At 72.1% G+C, this 16,664-nt stretch carries 21 protein-coding genes; 12 read left to right on the top strand and 9 right to left on the bottom strand.

The window, feature by feature from the left end:
* Nucleotides 1-29: 29 nt before the first annotated feature.
* The gene (locus Asera_RS14280; RefSeq protein WP_030448548.1) at nucleotides 30-383 is read right to left on the bottom strand and encodes a winged helix-turn-helix transcriptional regulator; all 354 of its coding nucleotides are present in this window, start codon (nucleotides 381-383) and stop codon (nucleotides 30-32) included.
* An 80-nt stretch (nucleotides 384-463) separates the two neighbouring features.
* On the opposite strand from Asera_RS14280, the gene Asera_RS14275 reads away from it, so the two are divergent.
* Nucleotides 464-976 carry an alcohol dehydrogenase catalytic domain-containing protein gene (locus Asera_RS14275; protein ID WP_211255733.1) on the top strand — a complete coding sequence of 171 codons (513 nt, stop codon included), beginning with the start codon at nucleotides 464-466 and terminating at the stop codon, nucleotides 974-976.
* A gap of 9 nt (nucleotides 977-985) precedes the next feature.
* Nucleotides 986-1,453, top strand: a complete 468-nt coding sequence (locus Asera_RS14270) for a zinc-binding dehydrogenase (RefSeq protein ID WP_211255734.1) — start codon at nucleotides 986-988, stop codon at nucleotides 1,451-1,453.
* Between the two features lie 87 nt (nucleotides 1,454-1,540).
* Here the strand turns inward: Asera_RS14270 and Asera_RS14265 are convergent, their stop codons facing one another.
* Nucleotides 1,541-2,176, bottom strand: a complete 636-nt coding sequence (locus Asera_RS14265; RefSeq protein WP_030448549.1) for an NADPH-dependent F420 reductase — start codon at nucleotides 2,174-2,176, stop codon at nucleotides 1,541-1,543.
* Nucleotides 2,177-2,208: 32 nt separating this feature from the next.
* Nucleotides 2,209-2,943, bottom strand: coding sequence for an SDR family NAD(P)-dependent oxidoreductase (locus tag Asera_RS14260; protein ID WP_030448550.1), 735 nt, complete (start codon nucleotides 2,941-2,943; stop codon nucleotides 2,209-2,211).
* Between the two features lie 143 nt (nucleotides 2,944-3,086).
* On the opposite strand from Asera_RS14260, the gene Asera_RS14255 reads away from it, so the two are divergent.
* Nucleotides 3,087-3,698, top strand: a complete 612-nt coding sequence (locus tag Asera_RS14255) for a TetR/AcrR family transcriptional regulator (protein ID WP_030448551.1) — start codon at nucleotides 3,087-3,089, stop codon at nucleotides 3,696-3,698.
* A 56-nt stretch (nucleotides 3,699-3,754) separates the two neighbouring features.
* Here Asera_RS14255 and Asera_RS14250 read toward each other — a convergent pair whose 3' ends face one another.
* On the bottom strand, nucleotides 3,755-4,666 hold the full coding sequence (locus Asera_RS14250) for a LysR family transcriptional regulator (RefSeq protein WP_030448552.1): 912 nt from the start codon (nucleotides 4,664-4,666) through the stop codon (nucleotides 3,755-3,757).
* Between the two features lie 179 nt (nucleotides 4,667-4,845).
* On the opposite strand from Asera_RS14250, the gene Asera_RS14245 reads away from it, so the two are divergent.
* From Asera_RS14245 to Asera_RS14210, 8 genes are all read left to right on the top strand, one after another.
* On the top strand, nucleotides 4,846-5,478 hold the full coding sequence (locus Asera_RS14245) for an NADPH-dependent F420 reductase (protein ID WP_030448553.1): 633 nt from the start codon (nucleotides 4,846-4,848) through the stop codon (nucleotides 5,476-5,478).
* 86 nt (nucleotides 5,479-5,564) lie between these two features.
* A complete protein-coding gene (locus tag Asera_RS14240; RefSeq protein WP_030448554.1) occupies nucleotides 5,565-6,500 on the top strand; it encodes an SDR family oxidoreductase in 936 nt (311 codons plus the stop codon).
* Between the two features lie 62 nt (nucleotides 6,501-6,562).
* On the top strand, nucleotides 6,563-7,222 hold the full coding sequence (locus Asera_RS14235; protein ID WP_030448555.1) for an NAD(P)-binding domain-containing protein: 660 nt from the start codon (nucleotides 6,563-6,565) through the stop codon (nucleotides 7,220-7,222).
* A gap of 76 nt (nucleotides 7,223-7,298) precedes the next feature.
* On the top strand, nucleotides 7,299-7,658 hold the full coding sequence (locus Asera_RS14230) for a hypothetical protein (protein ID WP_212804593.1): 360 nt from the start codon (nucleotides 7,299-7,301) through the stop codon (nucleotides 7,656-7,658).
* The gene (locus Asera_RS14225) at nucleotides 7,607-8,044 is read left to right on the top strand and encodes a hypothetical protein (RefSeq protein ID WP_212804591.1); all 438 of its coding nucleotides are present in this window, start codon (nucleotides 7,607-7,609) and stop codon (nucleotides 8,042-8,044) included. The genes Asera_RS14230 and Asera_RS14225 overlap by 52 nt, the downstream gene beginning before the upstream one ends.
* Before the next feature lie 183 nt (nucleotides 8,045-8,227).
* Nucleotides 8,228-9,028, top strand: coding sequence for an alpha/beta fold hydrolase (locus Asera_RS14220; RefSeq protein ID WP_030448557.1), 801 nt, complete (start codon nucleotides 8,228-8,230; stop codon nucleotides 9,026-9,028).
* 93 nt (nucleotides 9,029-9,121) lie between these two features.
* The gene (locus Asera_RS14215; protein ID WP_030448558.1) at nucleotides 9,122-12,625 is read left to right on the top strand and encodes a serine protease; all 3,504 of its coding nucleotides are present in this window, start codon (nucleotides 9,122-9,124) and stop codon (nucleotides 12,623-12,625) included.
* Nucleotides 12,625-12,939 carry a CU044_2847 family protein gene (locus Asera_RS14210; protein WP_035297999.1) on the top strand — a complete coding sequence of 105 codons (315 nt, stop codon included), beginning with the start codon at nucleotides 12,625-12,627 and terminating at the stop codon, nucleotides 12,937-12,939. The genes Asera_RS14215 and Asera_RS14210 overlap by 1 nt, the downstream gene beginning before the upstream one ends.
* Before the next feature lie 113 nt (nucleotides 12,940-13,052).
* Here the strand turns inward: Asera_RS14210 and Asera_RS14205 are convergent, their stop codons facing one another.
* The 5 genes from Asera_RS14205 to Asera_RS14185 all read right to left on the bottom strand — a co-directional run bounded on the left by Asera_RS14205 (nucleotide 13,053) and on the right by Asera_RS14185 (nucleotide 15,586).
* Entirely contained in the window at nucleotides 13,053-13,691 is a 639-nt protein-coding gene (locus Asera_RS14205) for a hypothetical protein (RefSeq protein ID WP_212804589.1), read from the bottom strand.
* Complete coding sequence (locus Asera_RS33945; RefSeq protein WP_212804587.1) at nucleotides 13,658-13,840, bottom strand: nucleotidyltransferase domain-containing protein; 183 nt, start codon at nucleotides 13,838-13,840, stop codon at nucleotides 13,658-13,660. Before Asera_RS33945 ends, Asera_RS14205 begins: the two co-directional genes overlap by 34 nt.
* A 94-nt stretch (nucleotides 13,841-13,934) precedes the next feature.
* Entirely contained in the window at nucleotides 13,935-14,549 is a 615-nt protein-coding gene (locus tag Asera_RS14195) for a dihydrofolate reductase family protein (protein WP_244843875.1), read from the bottom strand.
* Nucleotides 14,550-14,606: 57 nt separating this feature from the next.
* A complete protein-coding gene (locus Asera_RS14190; protein WP_030448562.1) occupies nucleotides 14,607-15,131 on the bottom strand; it encodes a hypothetical protein in 525 nt (174 codons plus the stop codon).
* A complete protein-coding gene (locus Asera_RS14185) occupies nucleotides 15,128-15,586 on the bottom strand; it encodes a hypothetical protein (protein WP_030448563.1) in 459 nt (152 codons plus the stop codon). The genes Asera_RS14190 and Asera_RS14185 overlap by 4 nt, the downstream gene beginning before the upstream one ends.
* Nucleotides 15,587-15,744: 158 nt before the next feature.
* Between Asera_RS14185 and Asera_RS14180 the strand changes: the two genes are divergently transcribed.
* On the top strand, nucleotides 15,745-16,656 hold the full coding sequence (locus Asera_RS14180; RefSeq protein WP_030448564.1) for a GNAT family N-acetyltransferase: 912 nt from the start codon (nucleotides 15,745-15,747) through the stop codon (nucleotides 16,654-16,656).
* The last annotated feature ends 8 nt before the right edge of the window (nucleotides 16,657-16,664 follow it).

Raw genomic sequence — 16,664 nt, 5'->3', positions numbered from 1 at the left:
CGGCGCCAAAGATCCGGCGCCGGGCTTCGTCAGGCTTCGGCCGCCTCCTGGAAGTCGGCGATCGCCGCGCCGTGGTCCCTGGCCCAGCTGGTCAGGACCTCGATGGGCTCGATGAGGGTCTGACCGAGGTCGGTGAGGCGGTACTCGACCGGCCGCGCCGTTTCGGCGTGGCGTTCGATCAGGCCGTACTGCTGGAGCCGGCGCAGCGTCTGGGTCAGCACCTTGCGGGAGATGCCGCCGATCGCCTCGATCAGTTCGCCGTGCCGGCGCGGGCGCTGGCTGAGCCCGAACAGCACCAGTGCGGACCACTTGTCGGCGAGGATCTCGGTCGAGAGACGGGTCGGGCAGTCGGCGAGGAAGGCCGGCCCTGCCGTGTTCTGCATGAGATCCAAGGTACCTGCAGGTAACGCACGTCGACCTAGCGTGGTGAGGCGAGAACGAAACCGGACACGAAGGAGCCACCATGCCACGAGTCGTCGTCTTCGACGAGTTCGGTGGGCCGGAGGTGTTGCGCATCGTCGACGAGCCCGTGCCCGAGCCCGGGGCCGGGGCCGGCGAGGTACGGGTGCGCATCGAGGCGTTCGCCGTCAATCCGATCGATGCGATGATGCGCGCCGGCGCCTCGCCGGCGCCCGTACCGCTGCCGCACGCCCGCCTCGGGATCGAAGCCACCGGTGTCATCGACGCGGTCGGCGCCCAGGTCCGCGGGCTGCGGCCGGGGGAACCGGTCGTCGTCACGGCCATCCCGGACTCGGTCGTCCGGGGCAGTTACGCCGAGCAGATCACGATCCCGGCGAGCGCGGTCGTCCACCGGCCGGCCGGACTCGACGTCCCGCAGGCGGCGGCGTTCTGGGTCGCCTACTTCACCGCCTACCACGCGCTGGTCGAGACGGCGCGGATGCGCCCCGCCGATCGGGTCCTCATCTCGGGCGCCTCGGGTGGCGTGGGGCGCGCGGCGATGCAGATCGCGCACTAGATCGGCGCGGTGCCCATCGGCGTGACCCGGGCGACCGCGAGATCGGCGGAACTGCTCGCCGCCGGGGCCGCCGTGGTGATCGCCACCGATCGCGAGAACGTCGCCGACGCCGCCCACCGCCGTACCGGCGGAACCGGCGTGGACGTCGTCCTGGATCTCGTCCGCGGGCCCGGCCAGCAGGACCTGCTGGCGGCGACCCGCCCCGGCGGGACGCTGGTCGCGGCGGGGTTCCTCGATCCGCGGCCCACCCCCGACCCTGGCGACGCGCCGGTCACCGTCGTCGACTACCGGGCCTTCGACCACCTCGTCGATCCCTCGGTGGTCCGGCGTGCGGCGGCGTTCCTGGACGCCGGGGTGCGCCTGGGTGCGCTACAGCCCGCCATCGACCAGGTGTTCGCGCTCGACGACGTCGTCGCGGCGCATCGCCGCTTCGACCATGGATTGCACGGCGGCAAGAAGATCGTCGTCACGCTGTAGCGCCACCGAGAACCCCTCCGCCCGAGCCGAACCGGGAGCGGCTGACGCAGCCGCCCCCGGTGACACGGTCGAGCCGCCGGCCTCCGGTCAGGTGGTGGCCGAGGCGGGAAGCTCGGTGATGCTCAGGGAGAAGTCCAGGTTCCCCACCCCGTGGTTGGCGAGGCCGACCGTGACCACGCCCGCTCCTTCGAGCCAGTGCGCCATCTTCAGGCCGCCGACGTCCAGCGGGCGCAGCCCGAGGCTCTCGACGAACACCGCCACGTCCTTCTTGGCCTGCGCATCGTCGCCGGCGAGGAAGATGTCGGGCCGGCCCTTCTCCAGGACCTGACGAAAGACGGTGTTGAACGCCTTCACCAGGCTGGTGCTTTGCGGGGCCACCGTGGCGGCCCGCTGCGCGATCGAGGTCTCCTCGCGGTGGTCCAGCCCGTCGAACGTGGCGTTGAAGGGGTTGCTGATGTCGATGACGACCTTGCCCGCGAGAGCGTCCCCGTAGCGGGCGACGACCGGCACGACCCCGTCGTACAGCAGGGCCATGATGACGATGTCCCCGGCCGGGGCGGTGCCCCACTCTCCCGTCGTGGTGCCGCCGCCGAGAGCCTGGGCCACGTCCGCGGCCTTGGCCCGATCGCGGCCCATGATCTCGACGGTGTTGCCGCCGGCCACCGCCCGCGCGCCGATGGTGCGGGCCATGTTCCCGGTACCGATGATGCTGATGGCGCTCATGAGATCTCCTGCCCTTGAAGTGGTTGTTGGGATCAGACGGCGATGGTGCCGCCGTCGGCGACCAGCTCCACGCCGTTGACGTAGCTGGAGTCGTCGGAGGCGAGGAAGAGCGCGACGGCGGCGATCTCGTCCGGGCTGCCCATCTGCCCGCGGGGGATCAGGGACTCGAACTGGCGCTTGGTGGCCTCGTCGAAGAGCTCTTCCTGCTTGGCGGTGGCGACCTGGCCGGGGGTCAGGACGTTGACGCGGATGCGGCGGTCCTTGAGCTCGTTGAGCCAGACGCGGGCCCACGCCTGTTGGACGGCCTTGCTGCCGGCGTAGACGCTCCAGCCGGGGAAGGCGCTGAGCGAGGCGTTGGAGCCGGTCATGAAGATCGAGCCGCCGTCGTTGAACAGCGGCAGCGCCTTCTGGACGGTGAACAGCGTGCCGCGGGCGTTGAGCCCGAACCAGGTGTCGAACTGGGCCTCGGTGATCTCGCCGAGCGGGGCCGGTTCGCCGCCACCGGCGCTGGCCCACAGCACGTCGATGCTGCCCTTCTCCCGCCTGACGGTCTCGTACAGGCGGTCCAGGTCGGCCAGGTTGGCGGCGTCGCCCTGGATTCCGGTGACGTTGCGGCCGATCTCCTTCACCGCCACATCCAGGGCCTCCTGGCGGCGGCCGGTGAGGAACACGTACGCGCCCTCGTCGACGAACAGCTTCGCGCCGGCCAGGGCCAGGCCGGTCGTGCCGCCGGTGATGACCGCAACCTTGCCGTCGAGCTTTCCCATGAGTCGCTCCCTCGAGTCGGTGCCTTCGTGCGCACCTGGGCGTCGATGTTATGTACACCGATCTGTGTGCCTACCGTACGGGGCGGTCGGCCCGACCGCAACTATGTACACCGATCGGTTTTCAAGTGAGGTAGGCTGAGCGCATGACGGAGTTGGAGAAGGGCCCCACGGGCCGTCGCCGCGGGCGGGGCGCCCGCGAGCGCATCCTCAGCGCGTCCCAGCAGCTGTTTCGCCAGCAGGGCATCAACCGCACCGGCATGGACCAGCTGTGCGCCGCGGCCCAGGTGTCCAAGCGCACGGCCTACCAGCACTTCACCGGCAAGGACGAGCTCGTCGCCGAGTACCTGCGCCGGTTCGACCCCTCGGTGCTGTCCAGCGTGTTCGACCGCACCGACCTCACGCCGCGGGAACGGCTGCTCGCCGCCTTCGACGTGCCGCCCAACGCCCCGCTGTGCCCGTTCATCGCCGCCGCCGTCGAGCTACACGACCCCGAGCACCCCGGGTCCCGGTACGCACGCGAGTACAAGATGGCCGTCGCCGCGCGGCTCACCGACACCGCCCGCGAGGCCGGCGCCACCGACCCCGAACGGCTCGGCGAGCAGCTCGCGCTGCTCATCGACGGCGCCGCGGCCCGTACCCGGGTGCTCAACGCCGACGCCTTCCCCGAGGCAGCCGCCATCGCCGCGGTCCTCATCGACAACGCCATCCCCGCCACGGTCGGCGTCGACCGTCCACGGGAGGCAGTGTCCAGCTGACGACGCCCCATCGAGGCGGCCCGTCACGCAGCGGGCGGACCGCACAGGCGTACCGGCTACTCAGGCGTAGCGGCGGCCTCGCCGCCGAGCTGCCACATCTCGTAGTTCCCGCACTCCGACGTGATCCCGGCCACCGACCGGGCCGCAGCGACGAAGTCACGCACCACCGGCGAGGCCTGCGATGCCGTCACCGCGAGGCACACCTGGTCGGGTGCCAGTTCCGGAACGGGCACGTAGACGACGTCGGGATGCGAGTAGAACACCGACGCCGAGCGAGCCAGGAAGGAGATGCCCCGCCCGGCCGCGACATGCTCGAGCGTCTCGTCCACCCCGCGCACCGGGTACCCGGCGTTGCGGAACGGCAGCTTGGTGGGCTGCGTGCCCTGGTCTCCGTGCCAGATCAGCGATTCGCCGGCCAGGTCGGCCTCGGTGATCTCGTCCTTGCCGGCGAACCGGTGCCCAGCGGGCAGCACTGCCATCCGCGGCTCGGCGTACAGCGGGATGATGCGCAGGCCGGCCTCGTCGATGGGCAGCCGCACGTAGCCGATGTCGATGCGGCCGTCGAGCAGCATCGCCGCCTGGTCGTCGCCTTCGATCCGCCGCACGTCCACGAGCACGTCCGGGTGCTGCTTCTCGAAGGCACGGGTCGCCGGAATGACCGGAATACCGGCCCGGAAACCGACCATCAGCCGTCGCGTGCCGGTCTCGGCCGCGGAAACCCGGCGGCGGACCGCGTGGGTGGACGCGAGCAGCGGACCGGCGTCGGCCAGCAGTTGCCTTCCCGCAGCTGTCAGCTCGACCCCGCGGCGGTCCCTGCTGAACAGCGAGACCCCGAGATCGTGCTCGAGCGCGCGGATCTGTCGACTCAGCACCGGTTGGGCGATGTGCAGCTCTTCGGCGGCGCGGCCGAAGTGCAGCCGGTCGGCCACGGTCACGAAGTAGCGCAGCTTGCGCAGATCCAGATCCACGGGACCCCTAAATCCGGTGATGTCCCCAGGGTATCACCACCGCTTCAACAGGTCTTGGACGCTGTTCGGATTCGATGGCAGCATCGAATCCGAACACTCAAGACGTCGACGTGAATGCGACACGAGAATTCGACGCCGAATTGACTGCGGGGCCAAAGCCCGGAAAGCAAGGAACGCCCATGACCGCCATCAGTATCATCGGACTGGGAAACATGGCTCGCGCCCTGGCCGGCCGGGCACTCGCCGGCGGGCACGCCGTCGAGATCATCGGCCGCGACCAGGTCAAGGCCAAGGAACTGGCCGCCACGCTCGGCGGCGCCTCGGTCGGCACTCCCGGCGCCGCCCCGACGGGGGACATCGTCATTCTCGCGATGCCGTACGCCGTAGCGGCGGCGGTGGTGCGGCAGTACGGGAACGCGCTGAGCGGCAAGGTCATCGTCGACATCACCAACCCCGTAACCCCCGATCTGCAGGGCTTCGTGGTGCCCGACAACAGTTCCGGCGCTCAGGAACTCGCCAAGGCGGCTCCCGGCGACGCACCCGTCGTCAAGGCGTTCAACACCGTGTTCTCCCACATCCTGGCGGCCGGCCCGGCCGAGGACCGCCCGCTGGACATCTTCATCGCCGGCGACGACGAGCAGGCCAAAGCACGCCTGTCCGCGTTCGTCGAAAGCCTGGGGCTACGCCCCTGGGACATCGGAGAGCTGTTCATGGCGCGGGCACTGGAAAACGTCGGTCTGCTGGAGTTGGGGCTGATGACCCACTCCGTCAAGCACACCAATTTCTCGCTCGGTCTCACCGTTCTCGACTGAGCTCGTCTCCGCCACTTTTTCTCGCGCCGGACGCCTTTCTCCGGCGCGAGAAAACCCCCTGCACCTACCCTCACAAGGACAGTCAGATGCGCGTATTCGTCGCTGGGGGGACCGGCCATTCCGGTTCGTACATCATCCCCGAACTCATCGCCGCCGGGCACGAGGTCACCGGTCTGGCCCGGTCGGACGCGTCCGCGGCGGCCCTGTCCGCCCTCGGCGCGAAGGTGCACCGCGGCGACCTTCAGGATCTCGACGGGCTCAAGCAGGCAGCCGCGGACTCCGACGGCGTCGTCCACGTCGGCCACCGGCAGGACCTGCTGCCCTCCGGCGGGATGGACGCCGTGGCCGCCGCAGAGCTCCCGATCATGCACGCGTACGGTGCGGCGCTCGCGGGAACCGGGAAGCCACTGGTCGCGGCGGGAAGCATCGGCTCGCCCGGGAACCTGGGGCGGCCGGTCACCGAGGACGACCCGGCTCTGCCCGCCGGCGAGGAGCACCGGGGCACCCTGCGGGCCCGCAACGTCGTGGAGAGCGCCGTCGTCGACCTCGCCGGGCAGGGGGTGCGGTCCTCGGTCGTACGGCTCGCCAACATCGCGCACGGCACGAGCGATCGCGCCGGCTTCCTGCCCATGCTGATCGCGCTCGCGAAGGACAAGGGGTTCGTCGGCTATCCCGGCGACGGCGCGAACCTGTGGAACGCCGTGCACGTCCACGATGCCGCCATCCTGTTCCGGCTGGCCCTCGAGAAGGGGCCGGCCGGCAGGTACTGGCACGCGGTCGAGGACGGGGGCATCAGGTTCCGCGACATCGCCGAGGCCATCGCGAGCCGCCTGGGCCTGCCCGCCGTGAGCGTCCCCAACGATGAGCTGATGACGCCCGGGTACTTCGGGTTCCTCACGAACATCGTGACGCAGAGCTACCCTGCGTCCAACCTCCTCACCCGCCGGATCCTCGGCTGGGAACCCGCCCAGCCCGGCCTGCTCGCCGATCTGGACAACGGAAACTACTTCCCCGCCGGCTGACGGCGGGAGCGCGACAACCGACAGGTTCGGTTATTTCGAAGGGCGTGAAGACCGTGACGACGGTGGGATTCATCGGAAGCGGAAACATCGGCAGGACCCTTGCCCGCCTCGCGGTCGGGGCCGGGCACCGGGTGGTGCTCAGCAACTCGCGTGGCCCGGAGACACTCGCGGACACGGTCGAGGAGCTGGGGCCGCGGGCGTCCGCGGCGACGAGCGAGGAGGCCGCGGCGGCCGGTGACCTCGTCGTGGTCGCGGTACCGCTCAACGCCTTTCCCCACCTGCCCGCCGTGCCGCTGGCCGGAAAGACCGTCATCGACACCTGCAACTACGGCCCCGAGCGTGACGGGCACATCCCCGAACTCGACGACAACTCCCGCACGTCGAGCGAGCTGCTCTCGCGGTACGTCCCGGACGCCCTGATCGTCAAGGCGTTCAACAACATCTTCTTCCGGCACCTGCTGGCACTCCCCCGCCCGGCCGGGGCCGCCGACCGCTCGTTTCTGCCGATCGCCGGTGACTCCGCGCCGGCGAAGGCAGCGGTGACCGCATTCATCGACTCCATCGGGTACGGCGTGGTGGACGCGGGATCGCTGGCCGACAGCTGGCGGCAGGAGACGGGCACGCCCGTGTGGGGAACGCCGTACGGCCCTTACTCGAACGAGAACGGCCAACCGGCCGGCGAGGGCGCCATCCGCGCGGCGCTGGCCACCGCCACCCGCTAGCCGAAGAGTCAACGACATCTCCCGAAGCCTCGCCACATCCGGCGCGGCGCCACAGGCAGGACGGAAGGACGAGACCATGGCCACTGGACAATCCGACGCGCTCAGGCCGGTGCACGGCCCGCCCAAGCGATGGGCCAGCATCCGGCGCTGGGCGCAGGTGGGCCTCACGGCCCAGGTGATCTTCGTGGCCAGCTGGCTCGTCGCCGCTTCGTGGCAGGGCCCGCGCTACCGAGTCCTGGCACATTCGATCAGCGAAATGTACGCGGTCACCGCGCCGCACCCGCTGTTCCTGCTGATCGTGATCACGCTCTGCGGGGCCGCGACCATCGTGTTCACGCTCCGCTCCGTCTGGCCCGCGCTGCGCTCGGGGGCTGGGCCGCGACGGTGGGCTCGATCCTGCTCACCCTGTCCGTCGCCGGCCTCGGCGACCTGCTGACCCCCTTCGAACGAGTGGCCTGCCGGATGGCCGACCCGGGGTGCACCACCACCCGGATGATCTCGAACTCCGGCGGAACGCTGGACAACACCATGACCTCGATCGGGCTGCTGGTGCTCGTGCTCGCCGGCTTCTTCCTCGCCCACGCCATGCGGCGCGTTCCCGGCTGGCAGTCCTGGGCCTGGCCGGCCCGCGGGACGGGGATCCTGTTCCTCGCGCTCGGTGCCGCCGACGTCCTGGCCCCCAGCCTGAGCGGCCTGTTCGAGCGGCTGCTCGCCGCTGCCGCCGCCGCTGCCATCGCGGCGCTCGCCATCGGCATCCTGCGGCGATCCCGCAGTACCAATGGCTCCGAGACGGGCCACCTGGCGAAGGCTGCGGAACTCTGACGGAAGCGCCTCGTCCGGACGGCTCGGCGAATCGGCCAAGCCGTCCGGAGCCCCTCCGAGCATGGTTGCGGCTCACGCCGGCACCCGCGAGCTTGCACGATCGAGTTGCGCGATCGTGTTGCACGGTCGAGCAAGTCCCTGTTACGGTCCTTCTCGACAGCAAGCCGGAGCCAGGGAGCGACCGTGAGCGAGACCGTTCGTACCAACACCGCGACCCGCGCCGAGTTCGTCGTCGACGGGCGCCGGCTGTCCTACCTCGACTTCGGCGGTCCCGGCCGACCGCTGGTGGCACTGCACGGCCACCTGTCCGAGGCGGCGACGTTCACGGCCCTCGCCGAGGCGCTGCGACCGCAGTGGCGGCTGATCGCGCCCGACCAGCGCGGCCACGGCGAGTCCGACCGCGCGGCGGACTACTCGCGAGAGGGCTACCTCGGCGACCTAAAGGCGCTGCTGGACCACCTGGCACTGGAGCGGATCGTACTGCTCGGTCACTCGCTCGGCGCGATCAACGCCTACCAGTTCGCCGCCCGCCGCCCGGAGCGGGTCGACGCGCTGGTCGACGCCGAGGGGCCGGCGGCGCTCGGTCTCGAGGGGGCCAACCCGTTGGGCTTCCTGCTGAACCTGCCCTACCGGGCACCCAGCCGCGAGGCGCTGGTCACGGGCCTGGGCCCGGCGGCGTCGTACTTCGCCGACCGGCTTCGGGAGGACGCCGACGGCAGCTGGCGGCTGCCGTTCCACCCGCAGGACATGTACGACTCCGAGGAGCAGGTGCACGGTGACCACTGGGCCGACTGGACCGCCACCAGCTGCCCGGCGCTGCTCGTCCACGGCACCGACGGGGTCATCGCGACCGAGCAGGTGCGCGCGATGGTCGAGCGCCGGGCCAACACCCGCGCGGTCGGGCTGAACGCCGACCACTTCGTGTACACCAACGCCCCGGAGGCTTTCGCCGCAGCGGTGCGCGGTTTCCTCGCCACCGTCTAGGGGCTGTTTCGGGGCCGCCGCAGCCGGCACCCGGGACTCCGAAACGGACCCTAGCCGGGCGTACGGCTCGCCCCGGGCTCGTAGGCTGCGGGCATGGCGGTGCGGTCCGGGGTGGCGCTGGAAATGGGGCGCCGGTCGACAGTGCAGGTGTGGTCCGGCGGGACGCACCTGGGCAGCGGCTTCTTCGCCGCCGACGGGCTGGTACTGACCTGCGCGCACGTGGTGTGGCAGCAGCCGGACCGGGTGACGCTGCGCTGGGAGGAGCACGAGCTGCCCGGCGAGGTGGTGGTGCGCGCGCCGGCCGAGTTCGGCGCCGGCTCGTTCTACGGGTTCCCGGACCTCGCCGTGATCCGGATCGGCACCGCGATCGACCATCCGGTGCCGTGGCTGGCGCAGCCGGGTGCCAAGGTGCCGCGGCGGCTGACCGCGTACGGGTTCACCACGGCGACACCGGATCCCGGCGTCGGGTTGGAGGGCGTCGAGCTGTGGGTCGCCGGCCGCAGCGGCGCCCGGTACCTCAACGTCACCAATGCCGAGATCCACCGCGGCATGAGCGGCGGCCCGGTGCTCGACCCGGCGACCGGTCAGGTGTACGGGGTGGTGAAGGGGTCGCGTGACTACGCGACGCCGCGCGGCGGCTGGCTGATCCGCACCGCCGCGGTGCAGGACCTGTTCGACGAGCATCCGGAACTGCTTCGCACCACGGCGCCGGCGGTGTCGCTTTTGCGGCCCGATCCGGGCACCCCGCTGTACCAGCTGCTCGCCGCGCAGCACCGGGTCGTCGACCGCCTGCCGTACGGGCTCGACGACCGGCCGCCGCCGCTGTCGTCGGTGTACGTGCGCCAGCACACCCGACGTACCGACGAGGACGCTCACCCCGCTCCGGTCACCGATGTGTTGCGCCGCAACCGCAACGTGCTGGTGTTGGGTGGGCCGGGCAGCGGCAAGTCGACGCTGGTGCAGCACCTGGCGGTCGACACCGCGGCGTGGTGGCTCGCCGCGGACCCCGACGCCGACCGGGCGGACGCGCCGGCGGCCGGCCCGGTCGTTGCGGTGCGGTTGTCGGCCGCGGGGCTGGTACGCACCCGGGCGCCGTTTCCGGTCGCGGTGTCGCGGGCGGCGACCGCCGATCTGGGCATGCACCTGGACAGCGCGATCGAGCCGGCCCTGTTCGAGGCGCCACCGGCGCCGGGCGCGAGCTGGCTGTACCTGATCGACGGCGTCGACGAGGTGCTCGACGCGGCGGAACGTTCCCGGCTGCTCGCGGTGCTGCACGACCGGCTGGCGGAGTTCGCCACCGACGCCCGGTTCCTGATCACCAGCCGGGTGTTGCCGGACGGCGAGCTGGACGCGCTCGCCGACGGGGTGGCCACCGGCACCGCGGACCGCTACGGCGAGTACCTGCTCGACCCGTTCGACCCGGCCGGCCTTGCCGCCTTCTCCCGGCACTGGTTCGCCTGGCGCACACCGGATCGTGCCGAGGCGCTCAGCGCCGGGTTCCTCGCCGAGGTGCGCCGGGCCCGGCTGTTCTCGCTGGTCCAGGTGCCGCTGCTGGCGACGATCGCGGCCATCGTGTACGAGCGGGATCCGGCGGCGTCGCTGCCGGCCGACCGCACCAGCCTGTACCGGGAGACGGTGCAGGCGCTGCTGTACACCCGGCGGGTACGGCTGAGCACCCGCGACGAGTTGCGCCGCACGCTGCGGCCGTTCGGCCCGGCCGCGGAGTCGTTCGCCGACTGGCTGTTCGACCACACCGAGGCCTGCCTGGAGCACCTGGCGCATCGCTTTTTGGCGCGGGCCGAGGCACCGACGATCGAGGCCGCGCAGGCCTGGGTACGCGAGGCGACAGAGGTGCCGGCCGGGGTGCCGCTGGCGGTGCTGCTGCGCGAGCTGCTGCTGGGCAGCGGGCTGCTGGTTGCGCAGCGCGACGGGCTGGGGTTCAGCCACCAGAGCTTCGCGGAGTACCTCGCCGCCGGGCACGCCGCCCGGCATTTCGACCCGTCGGCGTGGCTGGCCGACATCGACGCGCTCGGGCCGGGCAGCCGGGACCTGTTCGGCCTGGCCCGGTGGATCCAGCTGGGCAACGACCCGGTGCCGCTGCTGCGCCGGCTGCTACTGGGTCGCCGGACCCGGCTGGCGCTGCGCGACGGCGACCAGTCGCGGGTGCGGCGGATCGCGCTGGCTGCGGTCGAGCTGGTCGGCGGCGGCAGTACGGTCGGCGCCTGGGCCGCCGTCGGCAACTTCTGCGCGGTACTGCGCGACGGGATCGCCCTTCCCGACGCCGATCGGCGCGAGCTGCTGGAACTGGTACGCCCGAACCTGCGGCGGATCCGCCGGCTCGACGACGAGGTGTCGCTGGCCCGGTTGCGTGACCAGCTGCGGGTGCTGCTGGTACGCGGGGACGGCGGCTGGTGCCTGGAGGCGGTGATGCGCGACCCGCGGACCGCTCTGATCATCCGCATCGAGGCCGCTCGCACGTTGGTCGAGCAGCGGGACAGCGAGCCGGCGCGGCAGTTGCTGCGCGACATCGCGTACCGGCGACGGGCGGCGGAGGGTCGGCTGTGGGCGATGCGGACGCTCGCGGCGGTCGGCACCGACCGGGACCGGCGGTACGCGGCCTTTCGGCTCGGCCAGATCGTGGCGCGCGGCGACGACGGTGCCGTGTGGATGCGCGCCGCCGTGCTGCTCGCCGAGCTCGGTCCGCCGGCCCCGTTCGGCCCGGAGGGCGCCGGGCTCGACCCTGACACGCCGGAGGCCGGGAGGCTCGACGCCGCCGTCCTGTCTCGCATCGTCGAGCCCACCCGCGCGCTCGTCGAGCGGGTCGAGGCGCTGGACCTGTTCGAGGCCCTGGTGCAGACGCCGATCGAGCAGCCGGATCCGTCCCCGGTCACCGAGCCGCTGCGCTACTCCCAGCCCGACCGCGCCGCGCCGCGGCTGGTGGCGCTGCGGGCCGCAGCCGCGATCGCCCACGTCCGCCCGAGTGCGCCGGGCAGCGCGCGCCGCGCCGTGCGGATCCTGGCCGGCGACCCGACGTACACGGTGTTGGAGCGTTTCGGCGCGGCGCGGATGCTGGCCAACCTTCGTCTCGACGAGCTGGCGGCCGAGTTGCTGCTGCGGCTCGCGCACGACCCGCGGCTGCCCGGGGTGCAGCGCGCCGAGGCGCTGTGGCACCTGGGCCGGTTCGCCCCGGCGGCCGCGCGCGACCGGCTGCTGGGCTGGATCACCGACCCGGCCGCCGATCCCGGGCTGCGCGCGGACGGGTTGGCGACGCTGGTCTCGATGGACGCCGCCGCCGCCCGGGACGCGGCGGCGGTGCTGGCGGGCGACGCTACGCTGGCGTGGGGCTTTCGCGCTGCGGCGGCCCGGCTGCTCGCCGATCCCGCCGTACCGCGGCCCCGGACGGCCCGGGCGCTGCGTGTCCTGGACGACCGGATCGGCGCGCGGCGCGACGACCGGACTCGGCGCGACGAGCGGGTCCGGACCCGGCGCGACGGGCTGGTCCGGGCGCGGCATGACCACCGGACGCGCGCCGACGAGCGGCTCGGTGCGGGCCACGACGAGCGGACCGACGGGCGCCACGACGAGGGGAATCTTTGATGCAGTCACGGATCGAGCAGGTCAACGTCGGGCCGGGCGAGACCATCGAGGCCGAGATCCGGGTGGCGGATGCCGGCGGCGACGCGACCGCGTTCAACCGGCTCGACCTCGCCGACGCCACCGAGTCGATCCATCGCATCGGCAGCTGGGTCTACCGCACGGTGCACGACGGCCTGCCCCGCCGGCCGCAGAAGGTCGGCGTCGAGTTCGGCCTCAAGTTCGCCATCAAGTCCGGCAAGCTGACCAGCGTGCTGGCCGAGGCCAGCGGCGAGGCGAGCCTGGTGGTCCGGCTGGAATGGGAACACGACGGCTGAGCTCCGCGCGGCCGTGGCGGGGGCCGACGTTGGCTACCGGGACGTGTCGGACGCATCGGGAGTCGACCGCCGCTGCCCGCGGTGGCCCTGGCCCGAGGCGCGGCGGTCGCTGGTCAGCGCGCCTCGGGCGGGAGTATCCGGGTGTACCAGGCGAGTTCGTTGTCCCGGATGAACATCGAGTCGCTCGCCGCCCGGTCCACCGGCCACGGGTGGAAGGCTTCCAACGCCTGCACGTACGCATCGGCACTCTGCCGGCTGGGGCTGGCAACGAGTCGCCAGGCGAGCTCCGCGTATCCGTCCGGGAGGCGCTCCAGGCCGGCGAGCGCGGCGTCGAGGTACTTCGGCCCGCGAAACAGCCGGCGGTTCAACGCAAGCAGGGCCCGCCCGCCGGCGGCGACCGCGTGTACGGCGGCGTGATGCAGCATGAACGTGTTGCCCGACGCGACGGCTTCCGGCAGGAAGTCGGTCGCGTACAGCCGAACCTGGGAGATGAACGAGGCGGCGCGATCCTCCCAGACGGTCGGTGGAAGCGCGGGAATCGCGGCGACCCGCCCGACGATGTCGTAGCCATCGCGGGCCCAAACCACCCGGGCTCCCTCGAAGGAGGCGCGAACGGGATCGTCGCCACGTTCGGCGGCCGCCTCCAGGAACGCGATGGTGGCGAGCTTGACGTCGACGTAGCCGCCCGGGTACGTCGCGTCGGAGCGTTCGACGAAGATCACCCGGTGCGTGGCGACCGCCGAGGCGAACACGTCCTCGGGACGACCAGATACACGTCGACGTCCGAGTCGGCTCGTTCGGTTCCGCGAGCAACCGAACCCACGACGATGACCGCGATCGCGTCGGCGTCAGCCCGCACCCGCCGGACGTACGCGTCCAGGGTGTCCTCATGGTGCCGCATCGAGCGCCGAGTGTAGCCCCGGCGGGCGGGGTGCCGAGTCGGAGACGAACACCGGGGGCTGGCGGCCGATGCGGCGCGGCCGGGCCTCCGAGCATCAGTTCGGTGTCGGATGGAGGGTGGGCCGGTAGGTCAGCTCCTGGATGTTGCCGTCGAGCGTGCGGGCGTCGAGCAGTTCGAGGTCGAAGTCGGCGGCGCCGGCGAAGATCGGTCCGGTTCCGGTCTGCCCGGTGATCACCGGGAACACGGTCACCTGAACCCGGTCGACCAGGCCGGCGGCCATCAGCGCACGGTTCATCGACAGGCTGCCGTGCGAGCGCAGCGGTACCGCCGACTCCTGCTTGAGCCGGCCGACGACCTCGACGGCGTCACCGGACACCACCGTCGCGTCCGGCCAGTCGAGCGGCTCGGTCAGCGTGCTCGACACGATCGTCGCCGGCATGTGACGCATCCGGGTCACCCACTCGTCGAGAACCGACTTCTCGGTACCGGCGGACAGCAGGCTCGCAAACGCGCGGTAGGTGTTGGCGCCGAAGACCATCCGCTGCGGGTTGTCGTACAGCCCGAGTCGGTGTTCGAGCAGTTCGGGGCCCTGCTTGCCCCAGTAGCCGCCCCAGTCGCCGGTAGCGGTGCCGAAGCCGTCCAGGCTGCTGAACACGTCCATCGTGTAGGTCGCGGTCATGATGAGCTCCTCGAAGTCGGGTACGACCATGCAGACTGGTCAACGCCGGGAAACTCATCGCCGTTGCTGCCTGCCGCCGGCGACCGGTCACGCCGGCCGGAGCCAGTCGGCGACGTGGGCGAGACCCGGCTGGCACACCAGGCCGCTCGGCGTCGCCGCGCAGGACGCGGCGTTCCACGCCAGTACCAGGGCGACGATCACCAGCAGCCAGCCCAGCACCCGGCCACGCCACATCACCCGCTCCAGCCGCGCCGGCAACCGCCGTACGCCGTGCTCGGCCCACGCGCCCGCCGCGAGCACCGCCTGCCCGTACCGGTGGACCAGCGTCGGCGCGCGCCCGGTGGCGCGGCGAAACAGGCTCGCCAGTACGAAGTCGGGCACCAGCAGCAGCCCCTGCGCCACCACGATCAGCACGCGCGCGAGCACGACCAGCGCCGGACCGGCGAGGCGCACCACGGCCAGCAGCAGCGCACCGAGCAGCCGGGCCAGCACGTACCCGGCGGCCGCCAGCAGCGCCCACCACACCAGCTCGCGCACCCAGCCGGGCGCGCCCCAGCCACCGAGCAGGTGCCCGGGTACGCCGACCGCCCAGGCCACGAACTTCCCCGTCACCGCTCGACCTCGGCCGGGCTCTCGTCGCGGACGGGGACGGTCTCGATGCCGGTGACCAGGATGCCGTCGCCGGAGTCCCAGGTCGCACCGCGCTCGTCCGGCGGGCGCTCGGCCAGGCCGGTCAGGTGATCGCGGCAGTCGCGCCAGCCGTCGACGGAACGGGCGGCGACCACCGCGACCGGATCGTGCACCCGGGCGACGCCGGTGATCCGGACCCGCTCGCCGCCAGCGCCGGCTGCGGTGACCTGCAGGCGCTGCCGGGTCAGATCCACCCCGTACACCCGGCGCGGGTGGCGCCACCACAGCTCACCGGCGGTGTAGCCGCCGACCGGCGCGCTGAGCTGGCCGGACGCCGATTCGTACACCAGGGCAAGCCCGGGCCGGGTCTGCTGCCGGTGCCACGGCGGGAACCGGCGCACCTCCTCGACGAAGAGCAGCGGCCCGGGTGTGTCCACGAGCAAATAGTGACAGCCGCCCGAAACGACCCGCAACCACCCGAGCGATGCGGCCAAGCACGCCGGTACCAGCCCGATCACCGGACATCGCGAGGTACGGCCGGGGCGAACCCGAGAAATGACGTTGCCTTTCCGGCGCGCTGCGGCAGGCTGACGCCATGGCCACCACCATCCGGACGGCGCGCACCGACGCCGACTACGAGTCCTGGCGCGCGGTGCGGATCGCGGTCATGCCCTACGAGCGCTGCCCGACCGTCGCCGAGATCCGGGACAACGGGCGCCCCGGCCGGCTGATCGTGCTGGCCGAGATCGACGGCGCCGTGGTCGGCAGCGGATTGGCGGAACCCTCGGGCGACGGTCAGCGGGCGTCGCTGACGGCGATGGTCCATCCCGACTTCCGCCGCCGCGGGGTCGGCACCCACCTGGTACGGGTGATCGCCGCCCATGCGGTTGCCCAGGGCTTCGACACGGCGGGCGCCTTCGTCGACGACGAGGGTTCCCGGTTGTTCGCCGAACGGTTCGGCTTCGTGGAGCGCAACCGGGAGGTCGAGCAGGTTCGGCGGATCGGTGCCGAACCGTGGCCGAAGCCGCCGACCGGGTACGAGATCGTGTCGGTCGCCGAGCGCCCGGAGCTGTGGCCCGCGGCGTACCACCAGGTCGCGCTGCCGACCCTGCCGGACATGGACCATCCGACCCCGTTGCAGGTTTCGCTGGCCGAGTGGGAGAAGGACTGGATCAACGACCCGGCCGCGATGTTCGTGGCCGTCGCCGGGGACGAGGTGATCGGGGTCGCCGGCCTGAAGCTCGACTCCGATCGCCCGGAGCGGGCGGAGGTCGGCTACACCGCCGTACGCCGGGAGTGGCGCGGCAGGTCGGTCGCCGCGACCCTGAAGCGCACCAGCATGGCGTGGGCCGCCGAGCACGGCATCACCGAGATCTACACCTGGACCCAGCGCGGCAACGAGGCGATGCGTCGTCTCAACGAGCACCTCGGCTTCTCGTACGGCATCGTCAGCATCACCATGCGCGCACCGCTGCCGCTGACCGGTGAGGCGTCGCCGGCTCGCTGAACCGGCGC

It is taken from the genome of Actinocatenispora sera (assembly GCF_018324685.1).
Classification (GTDB): domain Bacteria; phylum Actinomycetota; class Actinomycetes; order Mycobacteriales; family Micromonosporaceae; genus Actinocatenispora; species Actinocatenispora sera.
The sequence above is the reverse complement of the archived record's forward strand: the minus strand, read 5'-3'. Positions and strand labels throughout refer to the sequence as shown.